The sequence below is a fragment of the Phenylobacterium sp. genome, from assembly GCF_031181185.1.
Classification (GTDB): Bacteria; Pseudomonadota; Alphaproteobacteria; order Caulobacterales; family Caulobacteraceae; genus Phenylobacterium.
Map to the genome: position 1 here is coordinate 1 of NZ_JAPSKZ010000113.1, position 11,786 is coordinate 11,786.

At 68.9% G+C, this 11,786-nt stretch carries 12 protein-coding genes; 1 reads left to right on the plus strand and 11 read right to left on the minus strand.

The features are described from left to right. The coding region (dnaE, locus tag RIF93_RS13845) for a DNA polymerase III subunit alpha (protein ID WP_309092038.1) at positions 1–2,047 on the minus strand (2,047 nt) is incomplete at its 3' end. A gap of 28 nt (positions 2,048–2,075) precedes the next feature. Next, positions 2,076–2,174: a cell division inhibitor SidA gene (sidA, locus tag RIF93_RS20750; protein WP_375163882.1), complete on the minus strand. Its 99-nt coding sequence runs from the start codon at positions 2,172–2,174 to the stop codon at positions 2,076–2,078. A 142-nt stretch (positions 2,175–2,316) separates the two neighbouring features. On the opposite strand from sidA, the gene RIF93_RS13850 reads away from it, so the two are divergent. Continuing rightward, positions 2,317–3,474: a hypothetical protein gene (locus tag RIF93_RS13850; protein ID WP_309092039.1), complete on the plus strand. Its 1,158-nt coding sequence runs from the start codon at positions 2,317–2,319 to the stop codon at positions 3,472–3,474. On the opposite strand, the gene RIF93_RS13855 is transcribed toward RIF93_RS13850, so the two are convergent. From RIF93_RS13855 to RIF93_RS13895, 9 genes are all read right to left on the minus strand, one after another. Beyond that, a complete protein-coding gene (locus RIF93_RS13855) occupies positions 3,471–4,160 on the minus strand; it encodes an ABC transporter ATP-binding protein (RefSeq protein WP_309092040.1) in 690 nt (229 codons plus the stop codon). The two genes, RIF93_RS13850 and RIF93_RS13855, sit on opposite strands and share 4 nt — an antisense overlap. After that, positions 4,153–5,388 (minus strand): lipoprotein-releasing ABC transporter permease subunit, encoded by a 1,236-nt coding sequence (locus tag RIF93_RS13860; RefSeq protein WP_309092048.1) that lies wholly within the window; start codon positions 5,386–5,388, stop codon positions 4,153–4,155. Before RIF93_RS13860 ends, RIF93_RS13855 begins: the two co-directional genes overlap by 8 nt. 68 nt (positions 5,389–5,456) lie before the next feature. Then, the gene (gene proS / locus RIF93_RS13865) at positions 5,457–6,776 is read right to left on the minus strand and encodes a proline--tRNA ligase (protein ID WP_309092041.1); all 1,320 of its coding nucleotides are present in this window, start codon (positions 6,774–6,776) and stop codon (positions 5,457–5,459) included. Positions 6,777–6,883: 107 nt separating this feature from the next. Continuing rightward, a complete protein-coding gene (locus tag RIF93_RS13870; RefSeq protein ID WP_309092042.1) occupies positions 6,884–7,144 on the minus strand; it encodes a DUF1467 family protein in 261 nt (86 codons plus the stop codon). Continuing rightward, entirely contained in the window at positions 7,144–7,566 is a 423-nt protein-coding gene (gene mce, locus RIF93_RS13875; protein ID WP_309092043.1) for a methylmalonyl-CoA epimerase, read from the minus strand. Before mce ends, RIF93_RS13870 begins: the two co-directional genes overlap by 1 nt. Before the next feature lie 51 nt (positions 7,567–7,617). Beyond that, complete coding sequence (locus RIF93_RS13880) at positions 7,618–9,300, minus strand: ribonuclease J (protein ID WP_309092044.1); 1,683 nt, start codon at positions 9,298–9,300, stop codon at positions 7,618–7,620. Next, the gene (locus RIF93_RS13885) at positions 9,301–10,074 is read right to left on the minus strand and encodes a type III pantothenate kinase (protein WP_309092045.1); all 774 of its coding nucleotides are present in this window, start codon (positions 10,072–10,074) and stop codon (positions 9,301–9,303) included. It lies immediately after the preceding gene. Between the two features lie 7 nt (positions 10,075–10,081). Then, positions 10,082–10,822: a biotin--[acetyl-CoA-carboxylase] ligase gene (locus tag RIF93_RS13890; protein WP_309092046.1), complete on the minus strand. Its 741-nt coding sequence runs from the start codon at positions 10,820–10,822 to the stop codon at positions 10,082–10,084. Then, a partial coding sequence (locus tag RIF93_RS13895) for an NADH-quinone oxidoreductase subunit N (protein WP_309092047.1) occupies positions 10,815–11,786 on the minus strand: 972 nt, incomplete at its 5' end. The genes RIF93_RS13890 and RIF93_RS13895, both read right to left, overlap by 8 nt.

The window sequence follows — 11,786 nt, forward strand, 5'->3', positions numbered from 1 at the left end:
GTTCCTGGTAGACGATGATGCCGTAGGTCTCCTTCAGCACCCCTTCCAGGCTCGGGTGCAGGTAGTCGATGGGCTTGCGGCCGAACTTGCAGTCGACGAAGGCCGGGATGTTGTCCATCGGGCCCGGCCGGTACAGCGACACGATGGCGGTGACGTCTTCGATCGACCCCGGCCGCAGCTGGCGCAGGGTGTCGCGCATGCCCTGCCCTTCAAGCTGGAAGACGCCGATCGTCTGGGCGTTGCTCATCAGCTCGTAGGTGGGGCCGTCGTCCAGCGGCAGGGCGTCCATGTCGACCGCGGCGCCGCGCTTCTCAAGGTGCTTTACCGCCCGGTCGATGACGGTGAGCGTCTTCAGGCCGAGGAAGTCGAACTTCACGAGGCCCGCGCTCTCGACCCACTTCATGTTGAACTGGGTGGCCGGCAGCTCGGAGCGGGGATCGCGGTACAGCGGCGTCAGCTGGGTGAGCGGGCGGTCGCCGATCACCACCCCGGCGGCGTGGGTCGAGGCGTTGCGGTAGAGCCCTTCCAGCTGCAGGGCGACGTTCAGCAGCCGGTCCACCGCCTCGTCGCGCTGGCGCTCTTCCTTCAGGCGAGGCTCGATCTCGAGAGCCTGAGCCAGGGTCACCGGGTTCGCCGGGTTGGCCGGCACCATCTTGGCCAGCCGGTCCACCTGGCCCAGCGGCAGCTGCATCACCCGACCTACGTCGCGCAGCACGGCGCGCGCCTGCAGGGTGCCGAACGTGATGATCTGGGCGACCTTGTCCCTGCCGTAGCGCTGCTGGACGTAGTTGATCACCTCCTCCCGCCGCTCCTGGCAGAAGTCGATGTCGAAGTCGGGCATCGAGACCCGCTCGGGGTTCAGGAAGCGCTCGAACAGCAGGCCGTAGCGCAAGGGGTCGAGGTTGGTGATGGTCAGCGCATAGGCCACCAGCGAGCCCGCGCCCGAGCCCCGCCCCGGCCCCACCGGGATGCCGCGCGCCTTGGCCCATTTGATGAAGTCCGAGACGATCAGGAAGTAGCCCGGGAATCCCATCTGGGTGATGACCTGGATCTCGCGCTCCAGGCGGGCCTCGTACTCTTCGGGCGGATAGGCGTTGGCCTGACCGCGGGCCATGCGCGACTTCAGCCCCTCGCGCGCCTGGTGGGCCAGCTCCTCGGCCTCGCTGCGGCCGCCTTCGGTGGGGAAGCTGGGCAGGAGCGGATCGCGCTTGTGCACCATGAAGGCGCAGCGCCGCGCGATATCCAGGGTGTTGTCGCAGGCCTCGGGCAGGTCCTGGAACAGCGCCCGCATGTCTGCCGGCGACTTGAACCAGTGCTCGGACGTGACGCGGCGGCGCTCGTCCTGACCCACGAAACTGCCGTCAGCGATGCACAGCAGGGCGTCGTGCGCCTGGTGCATCTGGACGTTCTTGAAATAGACGTCGTTGGTGGCGACGAGGGGGACGTCCTCGTCATAGGCGAAGGCCACCAGCCCGCCCTCGGCGGCCGCCTCGGCCGGCATGCCGTGCCGCTGCAGTTCGACATAGAAGCGGTCGCCGAACGCGCGCTTCATCTCGGCGAGCGCCGCGCGGCCTTCCTTGTCCTTGCCCGCCGCGAACAGGTGGTCCACGGGCCCGTCGGGCCCGCCTGACAGCAGGATCAGCCCGGCCGAGCGCTCGCAGACCTTCGACCAGTGGACGTTCGGCTCCTCGGAGGCGTCCACCTCGAGGTAGGCCAGCGACGAGAGCTCACAGAGATTGAGGTAGCCCTGCTCGTTCTGGGCAAGCAGGACGACGGTGGGCGTCTTGGCCCAGCGCTCGGGCGGGCGGTCGCCGATCCCGGTCACGGGCAAGGCGCAGCCGATGATCGGCTGAACGCCCGAGCCCTTTGTGGCGACGGAGAACTCCAGGGCGCCGAACAGATTGGCCCGGTCGGTCAGGCCCACGGCCGGCATGTGCCAGCCCTTGGCGAGATCCCCGATCTTGTCGGCCTTGATCGCGCCTTCCAGCAGCGAATAGGCGGACCGGACCCGGAGGTGGACGAAGCCCTGGCTCGTGTCCTCGCTCAAACTGGCCCGCTCCCCCATTCGCATGGCGTCAGCTCACGAGAGACGCCACCTGGCACACCATCCAGACAAAGCTCGCGACCGACCCAAAGGCCAGCGATTCTCGGGCCAGACGAACCATGTGTCGCATCCTTCTGTGGGCGTCCTTGTGGACAACCGGTGAGCAGTTCCGCTTTCGTTCCTATTCCTCTTTTGTTCTCATCGTCAAGCCTGTATGTGGACGAGGAGGAGAGCGGGAGCTGGGCATGAGATTGTTGACGGCGGCGCTGGCCATGGCGCTCCTGGGCGGAAGCGCGGCTGCGACGGAAACGGAATCGCGGCTGTTTCAGCTGGAGCCGGTCTCGCCCACCTGCGCGGCGCCGCCGGCGGGCCAAGGCAAGCCGCTTGAACTGGCCGAACGCCTGGACGGCGACACACAGGCCGCGCTGTCGGCGGGCGTGTTTCTGGCCCTTCACGACACGTCGGGCGCGGACACGTGGCCGACGGCGGACATCGAAGCGGCCAAACCCTGCAGCCTCGCCCGGTTCGAGGCGGGGGCGGTCGTCTGGACGATCGCTGGCGCGGAAGGTCGCGCGCCGCCGCGCTGGGTGCGGACGCCGGGCCGGGAGGCCTTCTTCTATCTGGCCAGGGGGCCTGCCCTGCCCGACGCGCTCGCATGGAGCCGGAGCCGGCAAGGCCTTCCGCCCGGGGCTTTGCGGCCCGCCTATTACCTGGTCGGGCTCGCCGACGGAGAGCACTTCGTCTTCCAGATCTACGACGACCTGCCCGACACCCGCCAACTCGCGGACGACGTGAGGGCGGTCGTGGAGTCAACCCGCACGCCGCTTGCAGTGCTGGCTGGCGGCGACACCGTGACCCTGTTCCGCGAAACAGTGTCAGGCACGCATGCCGAACTCTTCCGTCCGGCTACGATCAGGCCTGCGCGCCCCGCTCATCTGTATGGTCCCGACGGCCATTTCTTCACGGGCGCCATCGAGCAGGATTGGAAGCTGCGGGGCTCCGGCTTCGTATGTCCGGCGGCGCTTGGGAAGTTCGAGCGGCTTCGCGCGGCGGTGTTGAACGCTACTGACGTCGCCCTCGACCTCCACTGCAGCCTGGCGACCGATGAGAGCTTCACCAGCATCTTCGTCAGCCGGGTCCCCGACCGAAGCGCCGACAAGGCCTACTTCGCTCGTCAGCTTGCTGACGCTGAGCGCTCGCTGGAGGCGCCCCGCAAGCTGCGCGATCCTCCCACCGGTCCGAAGTGGCCGATCCAGGCCGGTCGGGCGTGGGTCGACAAAGGCGGGCTGATGCAGGAGGTGATGTTCATGCGGCGCGGCGACTACATCGTCGAGTTGCGCGGCACCTATGTCCTCGCCGATGTCGAGGCGGCCGGGGAAGCGCTGATCAAGCTGATCGAGATGGTCACGCCATCGGCGCAGGGCCGCTAGGGCTTCCGCCAAGGCTCCAGGTGGCCGTCCTTCAGCGCCAGCACCCGATCCATGTGGCCGGCGAGCTCGAGGTTGTGCGTGGCCACCAGGGCGGCCACGCCCTGCTTGCGGGCGAGCGCATAGAGGTTCTCGAACACGCCTTCCGATGTCTTGGGGTCGAGGTTGCCGGTGGGCTCGTCGGCCAGCAGGACGCGCGGGCCGTTGGCGAGCGCGCGGGCGATGGCCACCCTCTGCTGTTCGCCGCCGGAGAGCTGGGCCGGCTGGTGGTGCGTGCGCTCGCGAAGGCCCAGTTCCGCCAGCAGCATGGCGGCCCGGTCGCGCGCGACGGTGCGGCTCTTGCCCGCGATCATCTGCGGCAGCGCCACATTGTCGAGGGCCGAGAACTCGGGAAGTAGGTGGTGGAACTGATAGACGAACCCCACCGTCGCCAGGCGGACTCGGGTGCGCTCGCGCTCCGCCAGGTCCGTGCAGTCGCGGCCCAGGACCGTGATCCGGCCGCCGTCGGGATGCTCCAGCAGCCCGGCGGCGTGCAGCAGGGATGACTTGCCCGAGCCCGAGGGACCGATCAGCCCGACGATTTCGCCCGGACGCAGGTCCAGGTCGACGCCGCGCAACACCGTCAGCGGCCCCGCCGCCGTGCGGTAGGTGCGCTCCAGTCCGCGGATCGACAGCACCGGCTCACTCATACCGGAGGGCCTCCACGGGATCGAGGCGGCTGGCCCGCCAGGCCGGCGGCAGCGTCGCCAGGCAGCTCATGGCCAGGCCCCAGCCGGTGACGATCGCGACCTCGATCCAGTCGAGCTTGGCCGGCACCCGGTCGAGGAAATAGACGTCCGAGGAGAACAGCACAGCGCCCGTGACCATCTCCAGCGCGTGCTGGATGGGCGTGATGTAGGCGCAGAACACGATCCCCAGCAGCAAACCGGCCAGCGTGCCCAGCACCCCAATGCTGGCGCCGGCCATGAAGAAGATCCGCAGGATGGCCCCCTGCCCGGCTCCGATCGTCCGCAGGATGGCGATGTCGCGGCCCTTGTTCTTCACGAGCATGACCAAGCCCGAGATGATGTTCATGGCCGCGATGGCCACCAGCAGCATCAGGATCAGGCGCATCATCACGCGCTCGATCTTCAGCGCGCCCCAAAACGAACTGTCGCGCTGGGTCCAGTCGGTGACGATGCCCGCCGGTCCCGCCGCCATGCCGATCTGCGGCTTCATCTTGGCCGCCTGGTCAGGGTCGTTGACGCGCACTTCGATAGCGTCGGCCGTCCCCTCACGGCCGAAGAACAGCTGGGCCTGCTCGAACGGCATGAAGATGTAGGCCTGGTCGTACTGGCTCATCCCCACGGCGAAGGTGGCTCCGACCACGTACTCCTTCTGCATCGGCGTGCCGCCGAAAGCTGTGGCGCCGCCGGAAGGTGAGATGAGGGTCAGCACGTCGCCCGGCGCCACACCGAGCGACTCGGCCAGCCGCGCGCCTACGACGATGGTCTCGCCGCCGAACTCGCCGACGCCGAAGTCGCGCAGCGAGCCCTTTGTGATGTTGCCCGAGACCATCCGGCTGGCCTGCAGGTCCTTGGGGCTGATGCCCCGGACGATGGCGCCCGAGATCTGCGTCGGGCCGAGCGCGATGGCCTGGGCCTCGACGATGGGGGCCACCTGGATGACGCCCGGAACTTGGCGAAGCCGCATCACCGCGGCGTCTCGCTCCGACCCGTCCAGGAGGCCGCCGGTGACGTAGACGTGCCCCTGGAAGCCCAGGATGCGGGTCAGCATCTCGGACCGGAAGCCGTTCATCACGCTCATGACGATGATCAGCACCGCCACGGCCAGCATGATGCCGATGAACGAGATGACCGAGATCAGCGCCACGCCGCCCTGGCTGCGCTTGGCGCGCAGGTACCGACCGGCGAGCATCCGCTCCCAGTAGCCGAAGGCCGGCGCCCGGACGCCGGCGGCTGGAGCTGCGGCGGCGCTGGCGTTCGTCACCCGGTGATCGCCTTCAGGGCCGCCTCGAGCGGCAGGTTCTGGCGTTCGCCCGTGGCCCGGCGCTTCAGCTCGACCACGCCCTCGGCCACGCCCTTGGGGCCGACGATCAGCTGCCAGGGCACGCCGACGAGGTCGAGCGACGCGAACTTGGCGCCAGGCCGCTCGTCCCGGTCGTCCAGCAGCGGCTCCTTGCCCGCCGCCTGCAGCGCCCGATAGGCCTCTTCGGCGACCTGGTCGACCGCGGCGTCGCCGGGGCGCAGATTGACGACGGCGGCGCCGAAGGGCGCGACGCTGTCCGGCCAAATGATGCCGGCCTCGTCGTGACTGGCCTCGATAATGGCCGCGACCAGACGCGAAACCCCGACGCCATACGAGCCCATGTGCACAGGCGCGTCCTTGCCGTCCGGGCCTGTGACCTTGGCGTTCATCGGCTTCGAATACTTCTCGCCGAAATAGAAGATGTGGCCGACCTCGATGCCGCGGGCAGTCATCCGCTTGTCCTCGGGCGCCTCGGCCTCGAAGCGCGCGGCGTCGTGCATCTCGTCGCTGGCGGCGTACAGGCGGGTGCGCTGCTGCACCAGAGGTTCCAGATCGCCGTCCCAGTCGATGTCGGGACCCGGCGCGCCCATCTCCACCAGGTCGCGGTGCGCGAAGACCTCGCTCTCGCCGGTCTCGGCCAGGATGATGAACTCGTGGCTGAGGTCGCCGCCGATGGGGCCCGTGTCAGCGCGCACCGGGATGGCCTTCAGCCCAAGCCGCGAATAGACATTCAGGTAAGCGCAGAACATCCGGTTGTACGAGCGCCGCGCCGCAGCCTCGTCGACGTCGAACGAGTACGCGTCCTTCATCAGGAACTCGCGGCCGCGCATCACCCCGAAACGGGGCCGGCGCTCGTCGCGGAACTTCCACTGGATGTTGTAAAGATTCTTCGGCAAGTCCTTGTAGGACTTCACATAAGCCCGGAAGATGTCGGTGATGACCTCTTCCGCCGTGGGGCCGTACAGCAGGTCCCGCTCGTGGCGGTCCTTGATGCGCAGCATCTCCTCGCCGTAGTCGTCGTACCGGCCGCTCTCGCGCCACAGGTCGGCAAGCTGGAGCGTGGGCATCAGCACCTCGATGGCGCCGGCCCGGTCCATCTCCTCGCGGACGATCTGCTCGATCTTCTTGAGCACCTTCAGCCCCAGCGGCAGCCAGGCGTAGATGCCGGCCGCCTCCTGGCGGATCATGCCCGCGCGCAGCATCAGCTGATGCGAGACGATCTGGGCGTCCGAAGGCGCCTCGCGCAGCGTCGGCATGAAGTAACGCGAAAGCCGCATCGTCTCGGGTGTCCTAAGGATTCAACTAGGGATTCTGGGCAGGAAGGAGGCGCGTTGATACCCCCGCCCCCGGAAGCTTGGCAACGCGGCTGTCGCGTTTCGGCTCCCTAATAGCCCGACGGCAGCGACGGAAGCGTCACCAGGCGGAACCGGATCACCAGCCACACCAGGGCGAACACGATCGCAGAGATCCAGGTGGTGGTGATGAACTTCTGCTTGATCTTGGGGTCCACCGGGGCGGCCGGATCGCCGCCGTCGCCCTTATTGAGCCCGGCTTCGTGGTGGCTCTGCACGCCCCAGGGCAGCACCGCGAACAGCACCGTCCACCAGATCGTCAGATAGATCGCGATGGCGGTGATCGGCCCCATCAGTGGGCTCCCTTCGGGGTTTCCATCAGTTCGACCAGCACGCCGCCCATGTTCTTCGGGTGGACGAAGATCACCGGCGTCCCGTGCGCCCCGATGCGCGGCTGGCCGTTGTTCAGCACGGTCGCGCCCCTGGCGGCCATCTCGTCGCGCGCGGCGATGATGTCTTCCACCTCGAAGCAGATGTGGTGCTGCCCGCCCGCGGGGTTCTTTTCAAGGAAGCCTTTGAGCGGCGAGTTGTCGCCGGCCGGCTCGATCAGCTCGATCTGGCTGTTCGGCAGGTCGACGAAACAGACCCAGACGCCCTGCTCGGGCATGACGAACTTCTCGCCGATCTTCGTGGCGCCCAGCACATCGCGATAGAGCTTCACCGCGTCGTCGATGGAAGGCGTGGCGACGCCCACGTGATTGAGTTTCCCGATCATGGCGTGCGTATACGCCGCCCCGCCGGCCGGCGCGAGATCACGCTGGGGAATTCACACCCTGAGCACCGTCGTCTCGACCACGGGACGGCGGCCCCAGATGCGCTGGCTGGCCTTCTTCACGGCGCGCGACATCGCGGTCTCCACCTCCTGGTCGAGCTCGCGCTGTTCGCCCTTCAGACGGCCGAGGGCGGCCTCCGCCTCCTCGGCCAGGTCGTCGAGGGCCTCCTCCAGCGGATAGTCCTCGTCGGCCGGCAGGCCCAATGCGCGCACCTGCGGCCCGGCGACGATCTTGTTGCGCCCGTCCATCACGACCGAGACGGCGATCATGCCGTTGTACGAGGCGTGGCGGCGCTCGCGCAGGGCCTGGCCGTTCTCGGGCGTCAGGACGCCGGCGTCGACGAAGATGCGGCCCGAGGGCACCTCGTCGACGATCTCGGCCCGGCCTGGGGCCAGGCGCACCATGTCGCCGTTCCGCGGCGCCAGTTGCTGCGGCACCTGCAGGTCGCGGGCGAACGCGCAGTGTTCCAGAAGGTGGCGGCGCTCGCCGTGCGTCGGGATAGCGATCTCCGGCCGCGCCCAGCGGTACATCTCGGCCAGCTCGTCGCGGCACGGGTGCCCCGAGACGTGGATGCCGGGATGGTCGCGCTCGGTGTAGAGGCGCACGCCGCGGTCGGCGAGCTTGTTCTGCAGGTTGCGGATCGGGATCTCGTTGCCGGGGATCACCCGCGACGAGAAGATGCAGTGGTCGCCGTCGCCCAGCTTCACGTGCGGGTGCGTGCCCTCGGCGATCCGGGCCAGCGCCGCCCGCGGCTCGCCCTGGCTGCCGGTGCAGAGATAGAGGATCTCATTCTCGGGCACGTAGTTGGCCTCGGCCTCGGAGACGAACTCCGGCAGGTCCTGCATCAGGCCAACGTGCTTGGCGGCCGAAGCCATGCGGATCATCGAGCGGCCCACCAGGCAGACGCGGCGGCCCGCGTCCTTTGCGGCCCGGCAGACGCTGTCCATCCGAGCGACGTTCGAGGCGAAGCAGGCCACCGCCACCTTGCCCTTCAGACCGCCAATGAGGGGGGTCAGCGCGGCGCGCACCTCGGCCTCGGATCCGGCATGACCGTCCTGGAAGACGTTCGTGCTGTCGCAGACCATCGCCAGCACGCCCTGGTCGCCCAGCTCGCGGATCCGATCGACGTCGGTCGGCCCGCCCAGCAACGGGTCAGGGTCGATCTTCCAGTCGCCGGTGTGCAGGACCACGCCGAGCGGCGTCTTGATCGCCAGCCCGTTCGGCTCGGGGATCGAATGGGTCAGCGTGATCAACTCGAGGCTGAAGGGTCCCAGCTCGATCTTGCCGCCCAGCGGCACCTCGGTGATCTCGGCCTCGTCCAGCAGATCGGCCTCGCGGAGCTTCTCGCGGAGGACGAAGGCGGTGAAGGGCGTGGCGTAGATCGGCGCCTTCAGCCTGGGCCACAGCCAGGCCACCGCGCCGATGTGGTCCTCATGGGCGTGGGTCAGCACGATGCCGAGGATGCGCTCGGCGTACTCCTCGATGAATTCCGGATCGGGCAGGATCACCTCGACGCCCGGCGTGGTCTGGTCGCCGAACGTCACGCCCAGATCGACGACGATCCACTTGCGGTCGTGCGCCGGCCCGAAGCCGTACAGGTTGAAGTTCATGCCGATCTCGTTGGACCCGCCCAGCGGCAGGAAGACGAGTTCGTCGGTCTGGTTTGCCTTGGCCATCTATGCCTTCGCCGTGTTCCGGCGGTAGATCTCGAGCATGCCCCGGATCGTGAGGTCCGGGTCGAATTTGTCGATGGCGCTCGTCGCGCCGTGGAAGAGCGAGGCGACGCCGCCGGTGGCCACGACCGTCAGGGGCTCGCCGTGCTCGGCCTTGATCCGGGCGATCAGGCCCTCGATCAGGGCGATGTAGCCCCAGAACACGCCCGACTGCATGGCGCCTACCGTGTCCTTGCCTACGACCCGCTGCGGCCTCTGGATCGCGACCCTGGGAAGTTTCGCCGCCGCGGTGTGCAACGCCTCCATGGACAGGTTGATCCCCGGCGCGATCACCCCGCCTTCGAATCCGCCGTCGGCCGCGATCACGTCGAAGGTGGTGGCGGTGCCGCTGTCAATGACGATAAGCGCGCCCGGATAGGCGATGTGGGCGCCGATGGCGTTGACCAGCCGGTCCGCGCCGGCCTCGGACGGCTTGTCGATGCGCACGGCGATGCCGAGCTCGGCGTTCTCGCCGATCACCAGCGGCTCCACGTGCAGATAGCGCCGCGAGAGGTTGCGCAGGTTGAAGATCGACTGCGGCACCACGCTTGAGATGATGCAGGCGTCGAAGGCGCCCAGGGCGAGCCCGGCCATCGCGAGGAGCTGGGAAAGCCAGACGGCGTATTCGTCGGCCGTGCGCGTGGACTCCGTGGCCGAGCGCCACTGGGCGATCCAGCGCTCGCCGTCGTGCACGGCGAACAGCGTGTTGGTGTTGCCCTGTTCGATGGCCAGCAGCATCTCGCCCTCACACGCCCCCGAAGAACACGTCGCCCGCCGTTATGCGCTCCAGGCCCCCGTCGTCCAGCCTGAGCCGCAGCGCGCCGTCCGGATCCATGCCTTCCGCCACACCCGACAGCGTGCGGGCGGGCAGCCTGGCCTCGCACCGCTCGCCCAGCCCCATCGCCCGCGCGGTCCACGCCTCGGCGATGGGCGGGAAGCCCCGCGTGGCCCAGGCCTTTCGCCAGCGCTCGAACGAAGACGCCAGCACCTCCAGCGCCGCCAGCGGCTGTGGCGGAGGCCCCTGCATGTAGTCGGCGAAGGCTGCGGCGGGGCGTTCCACGTCCTGAGGCGCGTGAGCCAGGTTGATCCCGACGCCGACCGCCAGCCACAGGCGCCCGTCCGGCCGGGCGCCGGACTCCACCAGGATGCCCACGGCCTTGCGGCCGTGGATCAGCACGTCGTTGGGCCACTTCAGGCGCGCGGCGCCCTCGCCTAGGCAGGTGTCCGCCAGATCGCAGGCGGCGAGCGCAGCGACGAACGAGAGCTGCGCCGCCTCGCCGGCCGGCGCGTCGGTCGTGGTCAGCAGGGTCGCCGCGAGGTTGCCGGTCTGGGTGGACCAGGCGCGGCCGCGACGGCCGCGGCCGGCGGTCTGGAGGGCGGCGGTGATCCACACCGGCCCCGCCTCGCCCGCCTCGGCGCGACGGCGCGCCTCGGCGTTGGTGGTGTCGAGGCTCTCGTAGGCCTCGATCGGCGGATGATCAGCCAAGCCCGAAGGCCTGCGCCGCCTGGCCGGCGGCCGGGTAGATCCACACCAGGGCCGCCAGGACCAGCGGGAACGAGAAGAGGCCGAGCGCAATGGCCGTGCCGCGGGCTTCAAGCGGCGGCTTATCGGTCGCTCCGGCGCTCGCGTCGAACCACATCACCTTAATCAGGCGCAGGTAGTAGAAGGCGGCCACGACCGAGCCCACCAGGCCCAGCACGGCGGGGATCCACAGGCCCGCGCCGATGGCCGCCTGGAACACGAAGACCTTGGCCCAGAAACCCGAGAACGGCGGCAGGCCCAGCGCCGACAGCGCGAACGCCGTCATGGCCAGCGCAATGCCGGGCTGTTCCTTGATCAGGCCCGCCATGTCGTCGATCGACTCCATCGACCGGCCCTGGCGCGACAGCGCCGCCAGGCAGGCGAAGAAGCCGGTCACGTCGATCATGTACAGGACCATGAAGACCAGCATGGCCTGGACGCCTTCCTGGGTCCCGGCGGCGAGGCCCAGGGTCGCGTAGCCGATGTTGGCGATCGAGGAGTAGGCCCACAGGCGCTTCAGGTTGCGCTGCACGAGGCCGGCGAAGGCGCCGACGGCCACCGAGATCAGGGCGATGGCGACCAGCACCTGCTGCCATTGGCCGGTGGCGCCGGGGAAGCCTTCCGCCAGGGCGCGGGCGAACAGCACCATTGCGGCGAGCTTCGGCGCGGCGGCGAAGAAGGCCACGACGGGCGTCGGCGCGCCTTCGTACACGTCCGGCGTCCACATGTGGAACGGCGCCGCCGAGACCTTGAACGCCAGGCCGCAGATCAGGAACACCAGGCCGAACAGGACGCCGGTGTTGGCGCCGCCCTGCACCGCCACGGCGATGTCGCTGAAGACCGTGGAGCCGGCGAAGCCGTAGATCAGGCTGGCGCCATAGAGCAGCAGGCCCGACGAGAGCGCGCCCAGCACGAAGTACTTCAGGCC

What these genes read in the sequence shown, in the direction of transcription:
- mce (WP_309092043.1), bottom strand. Translation starts at nt 7,566, where the DNA reads ATGATCGGGAAACTCAATCACGTGGGCGTCGCCACGCCTTCCATCGAC.
- sidA (WP_375163882.1), bottom strand. Translation starts at nt 2,174, where the DNA reads ATGCGACACATGGTTCGTCTGGCCCGAGAATCGCTGGCCTTTGGGTCG.
- RIF93_RS13855 (WP_309092040.1), bottom strand. Translation starts at nt 4,160, where the DNA reads ATGAGTGAGCCGGTGCTGTCGATCCGCGGACTGGAGCGCACCTACCGC.
- RIF93_RS13885 (WP_309092045.1), bottom strand. Translation starts at nt 10,074, where the DNA reads ATGCTGCTGGCCATCGAACAGGGCAACACCAACACGCTGTTCGCCGTG.
- RIF93_RS13860 (WP_309092048.1), bottom strand. Translation starts at nt 5,388, where the DNA reads ATGCTCGCCGGTCGGTACCTGCGCGCCAAGCGCAGCCAGGGCGGCGTG.
- RIF93_RS13870 (WP_309092042.1), bottom strand. Translation starts at nt 7,144, where the DNA reads ATGGGGCCGATCACCGCCATCGCGATCTATCTGACGATCTGGTGGACG.
- RIF93_RS13850 (WP_309092039.1), top strand. Translation starts at nt 2,317, where the DNA reads ATGGCGCTCCTGGGCGGAAGCGCGGCTGCGACGGAAACGGAATCGCGG.
- RIF93_RS13880 (WP_309092044.1), bottom strand. Translation starts at nt 9,300, where the DNA reads ATGGCCAAGGCAAACCAGACCGACGAACTCGTCTTCCTGCCGCTGGGC.
- proS (WP_309092041.1), bottom strand. Translation starts at nt 6,776, where the DNA reads ATGCGGCTTTCGCGTTACTTCATGCCGACGCTGCGCGAGGCGCCTTCG.